Raw genomic sequence first — 17,742 nt, forward strand, 5'->3', positions numbered from 1 at the left:
AATGAAACAGTGAATTTTGCACTATGTTCATGGAAGTCTTTAGTCCTATATCAAATTATATTTTATAATGACACAAAAGTTAACGAAAAAACTTATCCCTTGACAATTGTGTACATTTTCTTATAATATAACTTGATGAATACTGGGCTTAGCTCTTGTGACACCCTCTCGGAATATCCGCCATCGGGCTGCGGCTGAACATCCCTGTTGGAACCGACTTTATCGGTTATGGAGAACTCCGCGCAACGAAACCCATTTTCAAAAAAATAATTTTCTTTTGAAAAAGGAGCTTTCTAAATTATGTCAAGATATACAGGTCCTAAGTTCAAACTAAGTCGCCGCCTTGGAATTTCCCTGAGCGGAAACGGTAAAGATCTTAAACGTGCTTTCCCACCAGGACAACACGGTGCTAACCAACGTCGTAAAGTTAGCGAATACGGTAAGCAATTACTTGAAAAACAAAAACTTCGTCATATGTATGGCTTGAACGAGAAGCAATTCCGCAACTTGTTCGATCGTGCATCTAAGCAACAAGGTATCGCCGGTGAGAACTTCATGTTCTTGCTCGAAAGCCGTCTTGATAACCTCGTGTATCGTCTAGGCTGGGCTAACACTCGTTACGGCTCCCGTCAATTGGTTTCTCACGGTCACGTGACAGTCAATGGCAAGAAAGTCGATATCGCTTCTTACACCGTTCAAATCGGCGACAAAATCGGTCTACGTGAGCGTTCCCGCTCCCTGAAATCGATCAAAGAAGCTTCCGAAGGTCGTCATCACCTACCAGGCTACGTGGAATTCGATGCAAACGCAATGGAAGGTAAGTTTATCCGTCTTCCAGACCGTGGAGAGCTGTCCCAAGAAATCGATGAGAAACAAATCGTTGAGTTCTACAGCCGTTAATCGTAATTTCCAAAAAAACACTTCAGTTACATCTGAAGTGTTTTTTTTATTTTCTCTTTATTGTATTGACATTGATAATGAGAATTAATATCATTTAAGGTGATCATGAATTTTCCTAAGAGAGCCGGTTCCAGAATGAAGAAAATCAAGTACTGCTGTAGAAACTTCAAGCACGGCTCCAAAGCCGTCTATAAGACGCTAAAGACCGAGTTTCCTAATATGAAGCAAAAGAAAAAAGATTGTCTTGGCGTCTGCAAGCTCTGCACCAAGCAGTGTATGGTCTTGATCGGCAAAGCGGAGATCATCGTTGCTCCCTCCCCTGAGGTGTTGTACGAGAAGCTGAAGCATCGAATAGGATGATCCGCTATTTTATGGTACAATTCGGGTAGATCCTACAGCCTTCAAAGGGAGTGACTGATACTATGTTAAACGAATCTTTAACCAAAGCATTAAACGATCAACTCAATTTCGAGCTCTATTCCGCTCATGTCTACTTGGCCATTGCTGCGTATTGTTCGGGTGAGAGCCTGGATGGATTCGCAAATTTCTTTATCGTTCAAGCAGAAGAAGAAAAATTCCATGCGATGAAAATTTACAAGTATTTGAACGACCGCGGCAAGAGAGTCACGATGGCCGGTATGGAAACTCCGAACAACGAATACGGTTCGACACTAGAAGCTTTCGAGCATGCTTATGAGCATGAGCAAGAAGTAACCAAACGTATTTATCACCTTTCCGATCTTGCGATGAACGATCGTGAGCATGCAACAATTCAATTCTTGAAATGGTTTATCGACGAGCAAGTTGAAGAAGAATCGATGTTCGACAGCATCATTAACAAGCTCAAGCGGATCGACAAGGACAGCAATGCCTTCTTCATGATGGATGCGGAGTACGCCTTGCGATCCTTTACTCCGCCTGCTCTGTAAAACAACAAATTGAAGCCGTACGAAAATATAAAAAGCTGGTGCAGACGCGAGTCTGCCCAGCTTTTTTTTAGTAGAATAATAGCATTAGCTTAACGATTTAGTAGATTCTCTGACTAATAATTCTGCTGGAAATATTTTGTGCTCGTGTTTGATTTTCTTATGAATTAAGTCAAATAAAATTTTGATCGTTTCTTCAGCCATTTCTTCAACCGGTTGTTTGATCGTCGTAATCGAAGGGTTATAGTAGAATGACATATCTAAGCCATCGTACCCCGCTACAGAGTAATCCTCCGGAACTCTTTTACCTGCTTCAAAAATTGCTTTGCAGGCACCGATGGCCAGGCTATCAGCAATGGCATATACAGCAGTGAATTCCAATTGAGAATCTAACAATTCTTTGGTCACCTTGTATCCATTTATCATGCTATAGCTTTCGACATCTTCTTTCATCCACCGTACCAATTGCTCATCGAACTCTATTCCATGATCCTCTAATGCTTTTTTATAGCCTTCATATCTTAATTTCCCGATATTTACATCTGCTCTTGGATCAGTAATAATCGCAATTCTCTTATGCCCTAGGCCACATAAGTAATCTACCATTTTATAACTTTCCATGTAGTCATCCACGGTAACATAGGAATGTTCTTTAAGCTCAGACAGTTCTGTCATCCCGATTGTGCTAAGTACAAATGGGACAGTTAACTGCTTAAGCTTCTCCCTCGAATGTGAGAACGTTCCTCCAAGAAAAACAATCCCTCGTAATCGCTTTTCTTTCACGAGTTCAATCGCAACTTCGACTTCATTTTGATTTTCGTCTACTCGATGCAAAATAAAAGAATACTTTTTATTTTGAATTTCCTTTTCAAATACGTTAATCATGGGATTAAAAAACGGGTTCGTTATCCCTCGTATCAGTATGGCAATCGTTCTTGAAGCAGATCGTTTCAAGTTTCTTGCACTGTTGTTTGGAACATAATGGTTTTCTTTAATAACCCGCATAACCATCGCTTTGGTCTCTTCGTTAATATCTGGATGATTATTAATGGCTCTTGAAACAGTGGTAACGCCTACCCCACTCAGCTTGGCAATATCGATAATCGTTAGTCTCTCCACAATCGTTCTTTCCTTTACCTTAGATTTATCCATCCAGCCCCTTGAAGTTTACTTAACCCTTAACCGCGCCTGCTACAACGCCTTCAATGATGTACTTCTGACAGATCAAATAGAAAATGACAATCGGCAATATCGCAAGTACGAGCATAGCCATCATAGCACCCATATCTATGGATCCATAACCACCCTTTAGATACTGAATCGCTAGTGGAATTGTTTTATAGTCGGAACCAATAATTAAGAGAGGTAACAAGTAGTCATTCCATACCCACATCACATTTAGAATCGCTACCGTAATCGCTACTGGCTTAAGAATCGGAAATACTACCTTAAAGAATGACTGAATGGGATTACATCCATCAATCATTACCGCCTCTTCAATCTCGATTGGAATTGACTTTACAAATCCAGCAAACAAAAATACGGATAAACCTGCTCCAAAGCCCAAATAGATGAACACTAGCCCGACTGGGTTATCTAAATGTAACACATTGGCTACCTTTGTCATTGTGAACATAACCATTTGGAAAGGTACTATCATAGAGGATACAAATACATAATACATTGTTTTGGTAAATTTTGTCTTTACCCTTATGATATACCATGCCGTCATTGACGTAAATAAAACAATAACCAACACAGAGCATACCGTGATAAACAGAGACATTCCAAATGCATTAAAGAATTTAATTTTTGCGATCCCTGCGACATAGTTGTCTAAGCCAACATACGTTTTATCCGTAGGAAATACAAACGGAGTATCACTGATAAAAAACTTACCTTTGAACGAGTTCATTAACACGATAAAAATGGGGGATAAGAACGATACCGTCAGCACTAGTAAAAACAGAGTTACTAACCGATCCTTGTTTGTAGTCGAAGACCGCTGCATTAATTCTCAATCTCCTTTCTTCTGGTAATAACAAGCTGAACTATCGCGATGATGGCGACCAACAGGAAGAACATAACCGCTTTGGCCTGACCGACACCTTCGTAGCCTGTTTTACCATAGAAAGTGTTAAAGATATCTAATGCTAACATCGCTGTCTGTTTAGATGGCGCTCCATTCGTCAAAGCCAAGTTCTGATCAAACAGCTTAAACGAATTAGACAATGTCAGAAATAAGCAAATTGTAATGGCTGGCATTACTAAAGGAATGGTTACATTTCGTAAAATTCCAAAGCTTGATGAACCGTCAATCTTAGCTGCCTCAATAAGGTCCTTTGGTACATTCTGAATACCTGCGATGTAGATAATCATCATATAACCAATCATTTGCCAGCACATGAGGATGACTAGTCCCCAGAAGCCATATTTCGCACTATACGTTAATGTAACTTCATATTTATACAGGATCCCGTTTAGAATCAATTGCCAAATATAGCCTAGTACGATACCCCCGATTAAGTTTGGCATAAAGAAAGCTGTTCTAAAAATATTCGTCCCTCTACGGCCTTTAGTCAACAACATCGCCAGGAAGAACGCCAGTACATTTATTGAAATGACTGAAACGATAGTAAATTTAACCGTAAACCACAATGCATTCACAAACTCCTGATTAGAAAAAGCCTTGGTGTAGTTATCCAAACCTACCCAGCTGGCATCATTGACGGTAGTAAACTCTGTGAAAGACAAGTATATGCCTAAGACAAAGGGGATTAAAAATGCAATTGTAAAAGCAACGATCGTAGGTAATGCAAAAAATGCGAAGTACTTCTTAATTGATTTTTCCATCTCGTCTTCTCCTAACAAAGTAGTTATGCCACTGAGCACCAAGGGCACACAGTGGCATAGACTAAGGATTCATGACAATTGAAGGTTTAGCAATGCCACTTGTTCAATTGTGTTTAACATTCGAGACCTTTATTTTTTCGTTTTCTCTTTTTCTGATTTCCAGCTATCTTTCACGATTGTTGTAACTTCGTCCCACGTTTTGTTGCCTTGAGCATATTCCAACAATGCATCACCGAAGTAATTTTTGAAATCTTCACTTGGGAATGCTGCGAATGTCCAAGCTACGGATGTAAGACCTTTACCCATCCAGTTGGAAACTTCTTTCGCTAATGGATCAGCAGGTTTTTCGCTGTCGCTAAATGTATTGAACGGTGCTATAAAACCTAAGTCTTTAGAAACATAGCTTTTACCTTTGTCGCTTGAGAACAACCATTCAAGGAATGCAATAGAGGCTGCTTGATTGTCCGCGGAAGCTTTGCTATTAATGGAAAGATAATTTTCTGTTCCAATTGCAAGCCCTTGAGTTTCTTCTCCAGCAACACCTGTATAGATAGGTAAGAATTTGATGTCTTCGGATTTCACAACGTTTCCTTCAACACCGTTAATTTGTCCCCAAGCCCAGTTACCATTTTGAACCATAGCTGACTGACCCAGAGCAAATTCAGCCATCGAATCGTCAACCGATTTACTACCTAGAAGTCCTGGCTTTGTAACGGAATTATTGATGTAAAGATCAAACGTGTTTTTGAAGTTTGCACCGTATTTGAATGAAATTTCATTAGAAGCTAATCCTGCAAGAACTGTGCTGTCAAATCCTGGCTGATCCTTGAACTCGTAGTATAGTGGCAAGTTAGCTAAATGTGACTGCCATCTCCACTGTTCGCCAGCGTTCAAAGATGTGGAAGAGAATACGCCTTTAATGCCCAGTTGATCTTTCTTAGCCGTCATATCTTCAACTACTGCTTTTAATGTAGCGAAGTTATTAATTTCAGTAGCAGCGGAAATTGAAACCGCTTTATCAGCTAAGGAAAAATATTTCTTCATAACTGCATCGTTGTAAATAATGCCATAGCCCTCTACTACGTAAGGGATACCGTACACGCCTTCACCACTAGTTACAGCTAAGCTCTTGTCGGACAAGTATTCATAAAGCTTTGTGCCCTTCAAGTCTGCAGTATAGTCTTTCCAATTACCATAACCAACTGGTCCGTTGATTTGGAAAATCGTAGGAGCATCGGATTTAGCAATTTCAGACTTCAACGTTGTTTCGTAAGTACCACTAGCAGCCGTTACCACTTTAACTTTAACGCCTGTTTCTGCTTCGTAATCTTTAGCAATTTTCTCATATACTTCTGCAATTTCTGGTTTGAAGTTTAAGAAGTACACGGAACCTTTGCCAGCAGCAGGTTTTTCCGCAGCTTTGGAAGCTTCTGGGGAAGTGCTGTTAGATGCTGATGGTGAGCTCGTCTCTTCATTGTTGTTTTTGCCACAAGCAGCTACTAATGCTGAAACCATAGTCAATACAAGCAGGAGTCCTAAAAACTTTTTAACTTTTTTCAATTGTAATTCCCCCTCATTTGTAATCTTGCTTCAAACATTGGAATTTATTCACGTTGGATATCTAATCGATTATGATAGCGCTATCTATAAATCGATTGGTATCCTTATCGGTAACGTTTCCAATGACTTAGTTTTATCATATAATTTAGTGAATCACAACAGTTTTCTTCAAATTTAAATTTACTTTTTTTAGGTGTTCTCATTTTTTTCGTAATATAATGTAAGCGCTACGAATTTACTTATTTGTGCCACTCGCATTCCAAGGAAGTCAAACCATGGGTAAATATGCTATAATAGTTCTGTTTGTTGAAGGAGGCTTTATTAATGACGAATACTAAGCAACCCCCTTCCGAGCCCAAGCGTAAAGGTGAAGGCTTTAAGACAGCGGGGAAAATCGCAGGTTTCACAGTATTATGGCTTGTCTTGTTCGGACTGCTTGCCGGACTTGTAGGAGCTGGTGCTGTAACTGGTTATATTGCATCATTGGTGCACGATGATCCAATCCGTAATCAAAGCTTAATCAAGGAAAAAATTAATGAAAATGCGATAACCGGGTTTGTTTATTTCAATGACAAAACACCTATTGGACAATTACGTTCCGAGGAAGATCGTCGCCCGATCACGTACGACCAAATCCCACAAACGATTATCGACGCGGTCATCGCTATAGAAGACAAAAACTTCTTCACACACCCAGGTATCGATGCCAACGGATTGTTACGTGCGGTCAAGCAGCAATTACTGAACGAAAGCGTACAAACTGGCGGCAGTACGATCACCCAACAATTAGCACGCCGAGTATTTCTCAACCTAGATCAAACTTCGAGCCGTAAAGCCAAGGAAATTTTCCTATCCCTTCGTCTGGAAAAGGTCCTAGACAAGAAAGAAATCATAACGGCCTACTTAAATAAGGTTCCTTACGGCAACGGCTCCTCCGGGTATCAAGTATTCGGAATTAAAGCTGCAGCCAATGGGATATTCGGTATCAAGGATTTAGAACAATTGAACATCGCCCAAGCCGCTTATTTAGCCGGTGTACCTCAATTGCCTTCTCTTTACTCTGCATTTAACGGTAAAGGGGATTTCAACGAGAAAAACTTCAAACGTGCTGTAACGAGACAAAAGCTTGTTCTCAGCCGTATGCTTGAGGAGAACAAAATCAATCAAGCCCAATATAACGAGGCATTAGCGTTCGATTTATACAGCTCCCTTGCTAAGCCTAGTGAAAAAGCATATAACACCTATCCGTATCTCATGCTCGAAGTTGAGCGCCAGGCTGCTGAGATTCTCGTTCTCAAGGAGAATCCTACACTCACTCGCGAAGACTTGAAGAAAAAAGAAAATGCTCCCCTAATCGAAGAGGCACGTGGTCTGCTTCTACGGAGTGGATACAAGGTCACCACGACGATTGACAAAAAGGTGTACAACCTTATGCATAAGATCGCCGAGGATCCAGCTAATTTCGCACCGGATCACCCCGTTAAAGGCGTAGAGCAAATTGCTGCCGTCATGATGGACCAGAAGACAGGTGCCATCCTAGGGATGATTGAAGGACGCGACTTCCACATCGAGCAGATGAACTTTGCTACACAGATGGTTCGGCAGCCGGGTTCAGCCATGAAGCCAATCGCAGCTTATTTACCTGCACTTGACAAAGGTCTTATCCAACCTGGTAGCATTCTTGATGATGCCCCTGTTATTCTGAAGAACGGTGGCGGTGGATACCATATCCCGAAAAACTCCAATAACCGTTACTCAGGTCTCGTAACCGCTCGTCAAGCACTGAACAGCTCTTACAATATCCCTGCTCTGAAAATCTTCCTTGATAAAGTCACCATCAAAGAATCTTGGGCGTTTGCCCGTTCTCTCGGCATTACGACCTTGGTGAAGGAAGACGACGAAGCCCAAACCGGAGTTATCGGCGGTCTTAAATACGGAACCTCTGTTGAGGAATTAACGAATGCCTATGCCGCAATTGGTAACAAGGGTGTATTCAATGACGGTTATCTCATTGAAGAAATTCTCGATGCTAATAACAAGCCTGTTTATAAGCATGAGCCTAATCCGAAACAAATCGTATCCGAGCAATCCGCGTATTTGATGACCGATATGCTTCGTACAGTTGTAACGAACGGTACAGCGACATCCATTATGACCCAATTTAAAAACTATAAAAATATTCCGGTCGTTGGTAAAACCGGAACGACGCAAAACTATAGCGACGTTTGGTTCGAAGGTTACACCCCTGATATTACACTGGGCGTATGGGCTGGTTATGAGAAAGTCATTCATACCTTGTCCTCGGATGGTCACGGACGAGCTCGTTCCATCTGGGCTAAAATTATGAATGAAGTAACCGAGGCTAAGCCAGAGCTGTTCCCAACTAAGACATTCGAGAAACCTGATGGGATCGTGTCCAAAACCGTCTCTAGTGTCAGTGGTAAGCTCCCAACGGAGTTGACGCGGTCAGCCGGAAAGCTGGTAACCGACATCTTCAACCGTAAGTTCATCCCTACAGAAGAAGACGATGCTCTCGTTAAAGTGAAGTATATTTCTTACAACGGTGTAAACTATTTACCACAAGCGGAAACACCTGAAGATCTGCTGCGGGAATCCGTCATGGTTGTTAGAGAGACACCGCTGGATACGCTAATGGAGGAATTACAGGCGAAACTTGGTAAGGTAGCCGTTCAGTCTCGCAAGGCGCTCTCGTACTATTTGCCTAAGGACGCCGACCAAAGCGCACCTTCCAAAATCGATCCACGTGTAGAAGATGGAGCTGTCCCAGCACCTCCAAAACACATTTCTGTGGAAACCTTAAATAACTTAGCACGAATCACCTTCTCTCCTTCACCTGAAGCCGACGTAGCCGGTTACCGACTGTATCGTTCAATTAATGGTGGTGTTTTCCAGAAGGTCGAAGCTTCCGTACCTGCAGGAGCGGATGCGAAATTCGTCAACTACATTAGTCCAGGCCAATCCTATAGTTATTATGTAACTGCCGTCGACGTTGCCGGAAATGAATCGGCTCCTAGCGAAAAGTTATTGAGTGACGGAGGAAAAGGCAATGAAGATCCAAACCTTCCTAATCCTAGTCTCCCTGGTGATGGCACTGATCCTAACTTCCCAAATAATCCGGATCAAGGGAATACGGGTAAAATTCCATCATCACCAAGCGGATTAACTGCACAAGGAACAGATATTGGGGTTACACTCTCATGGAATTCAAATGCAAGTAGTGAAGGTGTAACGCAGTATCAGATTTGGTTTAGCGATGCTGCACAAGGGAAATACAAATTACTTGGCACGACGGAGTCTACTACTTTCGAGTATATTGCACCGCTGTCATCAGGTTGGTATCGCATAATGGCGATCAACGCGTCTGGGGAGTCCCCTCCTTCTGCCTCTGTTGAAGTGAAATCCGGTGGCTAGACCATAATAAATTGAAAGCCCCCGCCTTCGTCCATGGACGAAGGCGGGGGCTTATTTATATGCGTATGGAGTCGAGGACTAGTCCTCGATTGTAGACAAATCACCCGTCGGCAAATTAAGCTCCCAAGCTTTTAATACCCGGCGCATGATCTTTCCGCTGCGAGTTTTTGGAAGCTTGTCTTTGAATTCGATCTCACGAGGGGAAGCATGAGCGGAAAGACCTTCCTTCACGAACTTGGCGATATCCGCTTTCAGCTCATCGGATGGTGTAAAACCTTCACGAAGCGATATGAAAGCTTTGATGATTTCTCCGCGTATTGGATCAGGCTTACCAATAACTCCGGCTTCTGCAACTGCCGGATGCTCAACAAGCTTACTCTCTACCTCGAAAGGTCCAACACGTTCGCCCGCAGTATTGATGACATCGTCGATTCTTCCTTGGAACCAGAAGTAACCTTCATCATCCATATACGCCGAATCACCTGATACATACCACCCAGGGATATGGAAGTATTCCTCATACTTCGTCGGATTGTTCCAGATCGTACGCATCATGGACGGCCAAGGCGTCTTAATCGCCAGGTTCCCCATCTGGAATGGAGGTAGCTCTTTTCCTTGATCATCGATAATTGCTGCTTGAATACCAGGAACAGGTTTACCCATCGATCCTGGTTTAATGTCCATACTCGGGTAGTTGCAGATTAACTGTCCACCGGTTTCAGTCATCCACCAAGTGTCATGAATGCGTTGTCCGTAGATTTTATTACCCCAACGGACGACCTCAGGATTAAGTGGTTCGCCAACACTTAGCACATGACGCAAGCTGGATAGATCGAACGATTTAACGACATCGTCTCCTGCTCCCATCAACATACGGAATGCCGTCGGGGCACTATACCATACGGTAACTTTATACTTCTGAATCGTTGAGTACCAATCCTGCGGGCTGAATCTGCCCCCACGCACAACGTTGGTCACCCCATTTAACCATGGTGCGAATATCCCATATGAAGTTCCCGTAACCCATCCTGGATCAGCAGTACACCAGTACACATCATCTTCTCTTAAATCTAGCACAACTCGTCCTGTATGATAGTGCTGAAGCATCGCGTTCTGAACATGAAATACCCCTTTAGGTTTTCCTGTAGAGCCCGATGTGTAATGTAGAATAAGACCATCTTCCCGATCAAGGAATGTCAATTCCGTTTCATCGGATGCTGTTTCCATTGCGGATGAAAAATCGATGATGCCGTTGCCTTCTTCGACGGAATCTCCGAATACGATGACATGCTTCAGATCCGGTAAATCAGCCCGTGGAACCCGAGACAGTAACGCTGTAGTCGTAATGATAGCTACCGCCCCACTATCCTTCAAGCGATCTCTCACAGCTGTTTCCATGAATGCCTCGAACAAAGGTCCGACAACCGAACCTACTTTAAGCGCACCAAAGAGGCTAAAATAAAGCTCGGGTGTACGCGGCATAAAAATAAACACTCTGTCACCTTTAACCACACCTAAATCACGTAGCACATTGGCAAATCTATTAGATTGCCTCGATAGATCAGCGAAAGTATAGCTTTCTTCACGCTGAGTATCGCTGTAATGAAGCGCGATTTTGTCGCCTCGCCCATTGTCAACATGGCGATCAATCGCTTCATAGGCCATATTAACCTTGCCTGTCGAAGCCCAGGAAAATTGACTTTCAATGTCGGCCCAGTTTAAGTCTTTTACTGCCTCATCGTATGACGCCATGTTAGACACCGTCGCTGTGACGGCCAATTTCTCATCAGATTGAAATGTCACGATCCATCACCATCCCATTGGAATACGGTCACCCGTTACGAATACGCTTACATCTTCTTGAGGAAATGTTCTCCTCAGCCATTGTCATTATAACACAGAGTGAACGAACTCGGAATCTGAGACGGGGTAAATTTCCACTTTGCTAGGGACAATATTAGCTAACCTAGTTGTAAGCGGTTCCTGCACAACCCGCTTTGATGTTATAATAGCATTAAAGCTCTAAAACGGCTGAAGGGAGAACGGTATGGAACACTTTAAATGTTACGTTCGGTATCCTATCAATCGAGATAGTAGATCCCTTATCGTCGAAGGCCCTGTTTCTCCGGAAACATTACGCGGTCTGACGCTTCACCCTAAATTAGACGCCTTCCGCAGACCTAAAGAGCAGCATGAAGCTTTGGTCGAAATTTCCGAGCTACCAGAAGGTAGAATCATTGTCGCCCGCGAAGAGGAAGTCATCGTCGGTTATGTGACCTTCCATTATCCAGATGAGATGGAGCGGTGGTCAGAGGGCGGTATGGAAGACTTGGTTGAGTTAGGCGCCATTGAAGTCGCGGATGATTATCGTAATCTTGGACTAGGAAAGTCTCTCATCTCCGCGTCTTTCGAGAATAACCAGCTAGATAATATGATCGTGTTCACAACGGAATATTATTGGCACTGGGACCTTGATTCTAGTGGACTAAATGTGTGGGAATACAGACAGATGATGGAGAAGCTGATGAAATCAGTCGACATGGTCTGGTTTGCTACGGACGATCCAGAAATATGTGCGCACCCCGCAAATTGCCTCATGGTCCGAATTGGCAAAGACGTACCCCTATCTTCCGTAGAACAATTTGACCGTGTTAGATTTAGACAACGCTTCATGTATTAGTGTAGTGGGATCACACTCGTCACATTATGCTTGCCCCGATAACGGCGCTTAGCGCTCGTGTAAGCGGGCGTAGCCTTTAGATGAAAGGTAGGCGACCTCCCCTGGCTTCAAGATCGTTATGGATCAACAATACCGCTTCCGAGCGCTATCACTTTTCAGATGAGCATCCTTTCCACCCTGTTCGCTTAGATTTAACAGAAAATCTACTGCGGTGCTGCGGGGCATTGGACAGTGGAACCCTTATCCCTCCCTTCTCCCTAATAGAGGCGGAAAGGATTATTCGAAATACCCATCGTGCCGATTATATCGATATCGTAACTGCTTTAAGCACTAATCAACCGAGCTTAGAAGCTATCAATCAAGCCTCGCGTTTCGGTCTTGAAGACGATGGAGATACTCCCTATTTCTTAGGTATGCATGAAGCTGCCGTAGCTGTATCCGCAGGCTCTATCGCTGCTGCTGATGCGGTCATGTCTGGACAAGCGGATCATGCGCTTCATCTTGCGGGTGGGCTACATCATGCCTTCCCTGATCACGCCTCCGGTTTCTGCGTATACAATGATGCTGCAGCGGCCATTTCCTACATTCGCGAAAAATATAACGCACGTGTCCTATACATAGATACTGACGTTCATCATGGTGATGGGGTACAGTGGTTTTTCTATACAGATCCCGATGTATTCACTCTTTCCATTCATGAAACCGGTAAATTTCTTTTTCCCGGCAGCGGTTTTCCTCATGAGAGAGGCGATTCATCCGGGTACGGCACTTGTCTTAATATTTCCGTAGAGCCTTATACCGAGGACGAATCTTGGCTCGACTGTTTCGAGCAGGCAGTGGAGCATGCAGCACGCGCCTTCAAACCAGATCTTATTATTAGTCAGCATGGCTGCGATGCCCATGCCTTCGATCCGCTTGCGCATATTCAGTGCAGCATGCAGATCTACCGTGAAATGCCACGAATTATCCACCAGCTTGCCGACCGATATACGCAAGGCAAATGGGTCGCGCTAGGTGGAGGAGGATACGACCATTGGCGTGTGGTACCACGGGCGTGGAGCTTGCTGTGGATGGAGATGAGTCAGCATCCCCTACTCGCTCATATTGACGCTGAGCCCCAAGGAGGGCTTCTCCCAGCACAATGGCCCAACATCACAACCAAGCTTAAACCGGAATTCCCACTTCCTTCAACGTGGTTGGATGATGTTGCCTCCTGGACTCCAATGCCTCGAAGAGAGGAAATCACGAGAAAAAACAAATTGAATTTAGAGCTCGCTCTTCAGCATATTGGATAACAGTCATGTCCATACAGATAAACAGAAGAGAAGATCGTCATCGGCTTATGCCATAATGACGGTCTTCTCTTCTGTTGCTGTGTCTGTACCATTATCCCATCGGCTCAGTTAATAGATTATTATTAAATCGTCTTAACCATCTCTTCAACGATCGCATAAGAGCGATTAGCCGCCTCAATCGTAAACTCCGCAAAGTTAACGTGAGCTGAACCGTCCGCTTTATCCGACATTGATCGTATAATGACGTGTGGGATATTGTTCATGTAGCATACTTGAGCAACTGAGGCGCCTTCCATTTCCGTACATGCGCCGTTCAAATCATCGTATAAGCTCTTGACCATAACCCGATCCGCGATAAATTGATCGCCGGATAATATTTTACCGACATGACAACGTCCTGGATATACTTTACGACCCGCTTCCTCCGCTATAGCAATCAAATGACTATCTGCTGGATACTCCGATACTTCCTGGTAGGGAATTATCCCACGTGGGAAGCCAAGAGCTGTCACATCGATATCATGCTGCATGCTGCTAGTTGAAATGACGATATCTCCTATGTTTAACACAGGATCAACCGCACCAGCCACACCCGTAAAGATAATCGCATCGACGCCGTACCGATCAATGAGAACTTGGGTACAAACCGCCGCATTGACTTTACCAACTCCCGAACGGGTTAATACGACTTTCTTGCCTAGAAAGAGTCCACGATAATAGGTTATTCCCGCATGTTGTTCGGTTTGTCTATTGTCCAATTTAGCTAATAGCAGCTCAATCTCCTCTTGCATAGCTCCGATAATTCCAAGCGTTCCGTATGTCATAACCAACTTCCTTTCCAATGATTTGGTCATAAAGAAGCCCCGCAACGGCTACCTTTCGCACCGATGCAGGGCGTTCTATTCGTAAATGAATTAATTAGCTCGCGGTCCAGTTACCGAACGACGTACAATTAATTCGTGCGGCAAAGTTACCTTAGCATTCTCCACAGTTTCCTTTTTCATCAACTTCGTAAGAAGTCTCATGGAAACGGCACCGATATCGTACATCGGTTGAGCGACTGTTGTAAGAAGAGGACGAACCATTGACGAGATCCGGCTATTATCAACACTAATAACCGACATATCTTCTGGAACGATTAATCCAGCATCCTGAATGCAATGAACAGCTCCAATCGCCATCTCATCCGTAGCAGCGAATACAGCTGTCGGACGCTCAGGCAGATCAAGGAAATACTGCATAGCATCTATGCCTGACTCGTATTTGTAATTGCCTACTCGCACGAAATCCTCACGATAAGGTAATCCAGCTTGCTCTAGCGCACGTTTGTATCCTTGGTAACGAGCATAACCGTTCGCTGGATCCTGTAACGTACCACTGATCATGGCTATCGATTTATGCCCTTCCGTAATAAGCTTAGTAACCGCATCGAATGCTGCGGCTTCATGGTCAATATCCACGGACGGAATTGTTCCCTTCTCGTCGGTTGTCGCACATAATACGACAGGAACGTGAGAAGTTTTGAAAGCTTGAATATGCTCGTCCGTCACAGCGCCCCCCATGAATAGCAAGCCATCGACTTGCTTCTCCAACAGCGTATTGACGACACGAATCTCTTTGTCTTTGCGTTTGTCCGCATTACAAAGAATAATATTGTAATGATACATATTAGCAATATCTTCAATTCCCCGTGCTACCTCAGCAAATAAAGCATTCGCTATATCGGGGATAACGACACCTACAGTTGTCGTTTTCTTGCTGGCTAGTCCTCTTGCAACCGCATTAGGACGGTAGCCGAGACGCTCAATAGCCTCGAATACCTTCTTACGAGTTTGCGGTTTAACATTTGGATTGTTGTTCACGACACGAGATACTGTCGCCATTGATACACCAGCTTCACGTGCCACGTCGTAAATGGTTACCGTCACAATAATTCGCTCCAATGTTCATGACTGGAATATAAGAACTAGTCCATTCATGGATTATTAAGGTAATCATACGACAAAACCACATGTTTAGCAATCTGACATGGGGTTATTGCGTGTATAAAGTCGAGATTAGGTATCGCTTGCAGCGGATCCTAGCTTCTCTGACAGAAATGGATAAGTAATTTTCCAATGAGAAGTGTCCCAAACGGGTTGACCATCTTTGACTAGAATGGCTTGAGGAGACGCATGCTTAATTCCTAATTGCTCTGCAATTGCATTGCTAACCGGACGGTCCTCAATGACATGAACGATTGCATAATCGACAGGATTTGTTTTGTCATCTTCGATAAAATGCATCAATTCTTCGTGAGCACCTGCACTAACCGAGCAACTCGTACTATGTTTGAAAACAAGCAACGGCTTAGTGGAAGTACCCTTCAGCGCTTGTTCCCATTGTTCTAAAGATGTAAATTGTTGAATGTTCGCCATTATGCAGCCTCCTTGAAGATCAATATTATCATCGTATCAGAAAAAAGTTTCTTTCGCAAAAAAAACAGGGGAAATCCCCCGTTTTTTCACTATGATATGTATTTGGTACTTAGCTGCGATAACCGGATATGTAATTCTTTCTTCCAGGCCTCGTCCTCTAGTGAAGATGCAATTAACCATAAATCTAACAATTGATTAACTCGCTCCTCAGTTGCTTTCGCAATAACTGCCGCTTGCAGTGTCTTAGACAAGTTCAAGGCTTCTGAAAGAACACCAGCCCATTCATGAACTTGATCGAAAGGGATACTATGGGGAGCAGGTCTAGCTCCTAATTGTCCGACCAGTCGCCCAACGTCCTCCTTCACAGCAGGAAACACATCATTTCGGCCACACGCCGAGCAATTGTAAACGGGGACATTGTTAATATTAACTTTTCTAGCGAAAATAACGGTGCGGAGCATGAGATTCATTTGTCCTCCGCAGGAGCATGATTTCAGCAACGGGACCCACTCCTTATAATCAAAGAGCCTATTCGATACATATTCGTGCCGTTGATTCATTAATCCTGCAAAATTAAGAGGTGTATTTTCTGGGATTTCGCCTAATTAATAGGGTGTAAATAAGCAGAACTAGTAAGCTAGCAACACCCGCTCCGATCCCATCGTGTAGCAGATCAAGTGGATCAGGCGTCCGCATAGGAACAAAGGATTGATGCCATTCATCCGTGAGCCCATACACAACACAAATGACGATATTCAACAAACAGCCTGTCCATGTCGCTGCCCGTTTACCCATCGCAAAAGCAATCGTTAAGCCGAGAATAAAATAAGCGACATAATGCATGGGATTGAAATCAGCTAAACCAGGCAGCCATTTCTGAACCCATGGCAGTACGCTGTCTAATTGATCACCGCTCCGCGATGAGGAGATAAATATAGCTAACATGCAGAGGATAGCCGGAATGTACCTCCATATTTTCGACAAAGTGATCAACTCCTTATTATTACATGTTATAAACGTGAAGGAATGCTGATGATTTGGTACAATAGATTATTGATCTAACTATGAGATCATGAATGGAGGATTCGATTAATGACTGAAGTTAAAAGAGTCGTGTGCTTACTAGATGACGAGTTTGAAGATTTGGAGCTATGGTATCCGGTGTATCGCTTGCGCGAAGAAGGCGCCGAAGTGCTCTACGCGGGTCCGGAAAAAGGTCGCAAGCACATCGGTAAATATGGTGTGCCTGCTGTGGCGGATATTTCATATGACGAGCTGAATGCAGATCAATTCGATGGACTTCTTGTGCCAGGAGGCTGGGCTCCGGACAAAATCCGTAGAGATGAGAGAGTGCTTAATTTCGTACGCAAGATGAATGAATCCAACAAACCCATCGGACAAATCTGCCATGCAGGATGGGTACTCATCTCCGCAAAAATATTGGAGGGCAGAACCGTTACCTCTACTCCTGGAATTCGCGATGATATGGAGAACGCCGGATCGATTTGGCTCGACGAAGCCGTCGTTATCGACCGGAACATCGTATCGGCTCGGAGACCCCCTGATCTTCCGCCATACGCGAAAGCATTCTGCGACTTGCTGTTCGGTCGTTAATCAAGATGAGCCTCCATACCGCAATAGCATCCAATGGATCTATTCGTATGGAGGCTTTTATTAAT

17 protein-coding genes are annotated in these 17,742 nt (G+C 43.7%); 7 read left to right on the forward strand and 10 right to left on the reverse strand.

Annotated features, from left to right (window positions below):
- The first annotated feature begins 300 nt into the window (after positions 1–300).
- The 3 genes from rpsD to M1K58_RS24650 all read left to right on the forward strand — a co-directional run bounded on the left by rpsD (position 301) and on the right by M1K58_RS24650 (position 1,829).
- A complete protein-coding gene (gene rpsD / locus M1K58_RS24640) occupies positions 301–900 on the forward strand; it encodes a 30S ribosomal protein S4 (protein WP_256761541.1) in 600 nt (199 codons plus the stop codon).
- Between the two features lie 135 nt (positions 901–1,035).
- A complete protein-coding gene (locus M1K58_RS24645; protein ID WP_256761542.1) occupies positions 1,036–1,260 on the forward strand; it encodes a DUF1450 domain-containing protein in 225 nt (74 codons plus the stop codon).
- A gap of 62 nt (positions 1,261–1,322) precedes the next feature.
- The gene (locus M1K58_RS24650) at positions 1,323–1,829 is read left to right on the forward strand and encodes a ferritin (RefSeq protein ID WP_256761543.1); all 507 of its coding nucleotides are present in this window, start codon (positions 1,323–1,325) and stop codon (positions 1,827–1,829) included.
- Between the two features lie 84 nt (positions 1,830–1,913).
- Here M1K58_RS24650 and M1K58_RS24655 read toward each other — a convergent pair whose 3' ends face one another.
- The 4 genes from M1K58_RS24655 to M1K58_RS24670 all read right to left on the reverse strand — a co-directional run bounded on the left by M1K58_RS24655 (position 1,914) and on the right by M1K58_RS24670 (position 6,239).
- Entirely contained in the window at positions 1,914–2,978 is a 1,065-nt protein-coding gene (locus M1K58_RS24655) for a LacI family DNA-binding transcriptional regulator (RefSeq protein WP_256761544.1), read from the reverse strand.
- Between the two features lie 19 nt (positions 2,979–2,997).
- On the reverse strand, positions 2,998–3,837 hold the full coding sequence (locus M1K58_RS24660; RefSeq protein ID WP_256761545.1) for a carbohydrate ABC transporter permease: 840 nt from the start codon (positions 3,835–3,837) through the stop codon (positions 2,998–3,000).
- Positions 3,837–4,679, reverse strand: a complete 843-nt coding sequence (locus tag M1K58_RS24665) for a carbohydrate ABC transporter permease (protein ID WP_256761546.1) — start codon at positions 4,677–4,679, stop codon at positions 3,837–3,839. The genes M1K58_RS24660 and M1K58_RS24665 overlap by 1 nt, the downstream gene beginning before the upstream one ends.
- Positions 4,680–4,808: 129 nt before the next feature.
- Positions 4,809–6,239 carry an ABC transporter substrate-binding protein gene (locus tag M1K58_RS24670; RefSeq protein ID WP_256761547.1) on the reverse strand — a complete coding sequence of 477 codons (1,431 nt, stop codon included), beginning with the start codon at positions 6,237–6,239 and terminating at the stop codon, positions 4,809–4,811.
- Between the two features lie 324 nt (positions 6,240–6,563).
- Between M1K58_RS24670 and M1K58_RS24675 the strand changes: the two genes are divergently transcribed.
- Complete coding sequence (locus M1K58_RS24675) at positions 6,564–9,671, forward strand: penicillin-binding protein 1A (protein WP_256761548.1); 3,108 nt, start codon at positions 6,564–6,566, stop codon at positions 9,669–9,671.
- 78 nt (positions 9,672–9,749) lie between these two features.
- Here the strand turns inward: M1K58_RS24675 and acsA are convergent, their stop codons facing one another.
- Positions 9,750–11,423: an acetate--CoA ligase gene (acsA, locus tag M1K58_RS24680; RefSeq protein WP_372339205.1), complete on the reverse strand. Its 1,674-nt coding sequence runs from the start codon at positions 11,421–11,423 to the stop codon at positions 9,750–9,752.
- A 295-nt stretch (positions 11,424–11,718) separates the two neighbouring features.
- On the opposite strand from acsA, the gene M1K58_RS24685 reads away from it, so the two are divergent.
- Positions 11,719–12,351 carry a GNAT family N-acetyltransferase gene (locus tag M1K58_RS24685; RefSeq protein ID WP_256761550.1) on the forward strand — a complete coding sequence of 211 codons (633 nt, stop codon included), beginning with the start codon at positions 11,719–11,721 and terminating at the stop codon, positions 12,349–12,351.
- Between the two features lie 80 nt (positions 12,352–12,431).
- Positions 12,432–13,646: an acetoin utilization protein AcuC gene (locus tag M1K58_RS24690; RefSeq protein ID WP_256761551.1), complete on the forward strand. Its 1,215-nt coding sequence runs from the start codon at positions 12,432–12,434 to the stop codon at positions 13,644–13,646.
- A 122-nt stretch (positions 13,647–13,768) separates the two neighbouring features.
- On the opposite strand, the gene M1K58_RS24695 is transcribed toward M1K58_RS24690, so the two are convergent.
- From M1K58_RS24695 to M1K58_RS24715, 5 genes are all read right to left on the reverse strand, one after another.
- Positions 13,769–14,470: a 5'-methylthioadenosine/adenosylhomocysteine nucleosidase gene (locus M1K58_RS24695; protein WP_256761604.1), complete on the reverse strand. Its 702-nt coding sequence runs from the start codon at positions 14,468–14,470 to the stop codon at positions 13,769–13,771.
- Positions 14,471–14,560: 90 nt separating this feature from the next.
- Positions 14,561–15,574, reverse strand: coding sequence for a catabolite control protein A (gene ccpA / locus M1K58_RS24700; protein ID WP_256761552.1), 1,014 nt, complete (start codon positions 15,572–15,574; stop codon positions 14,561–14,563).
- Between the two features lie 129 nt (positions 15,575–15,703).
- A complete protein-coding gene (gene ytxJ, locus M1K58_RS24705) occupies positions 15,704–16,063 on the reverse strand; it encodes a bacillithiol system redox-active protein YtxJ (RefSeq protein WP_256761553.1) in 360 nt (119 codons plus the stop codon).
- An 89-nt stretch (positions 16,064–16,152) separates the two neighbouring features.
- A complete protein-coding gene (locus tag M1K58_RS24710; protein ID WP_256761554.1) occupies positions 16,153–16,563 on the reverse strand; it encodes a TraR/DksA C4-type zinc finger protein in 411 nt (136 codons plus the stop codon).
- 73 nt (positions 16,564–16,636) lie between these two features.
- Positions 16,637–17,047: a VanZ family protein gene (locus tag M1K58_RS24715; RefSeq protein WP_256761555.1), complete on the reverse strand. Its 411-nt coding sequence runs from the start codon at positions 17,045–17,047 to the stop codon at positions 16,637–16,639.
- Between the two features lie 108 nt (positions 17,048–17,155).
- On the opposite strand from M1K58_RS24715, the gene M1K58_RS24720 reads away from it, so the two are divergent.
- Positions 17,156–17,677: a type 1 glutamine amidotransferase domain-containing protein gene (locus tag M1K58_RS24720; RefSeq protein WP_256761556.1), complete on the forward strand. Its 522-nt coding sequence runs from the start codon at positions 17,156–17,158 to the stop codon at positions 17,675–17,677.
- The last annotated feature ends 65 nt before the right edge of the window (positions 17,678–17,742 follow it).

It is taken from the genome of Cohnella sp. WQ 127256 (assembly GCF_024519285.1).
Lineage (GTDB): Bacteria > Bacillota > Bacilli > Paenibacillales > Paenibacillaceae > Cohnella.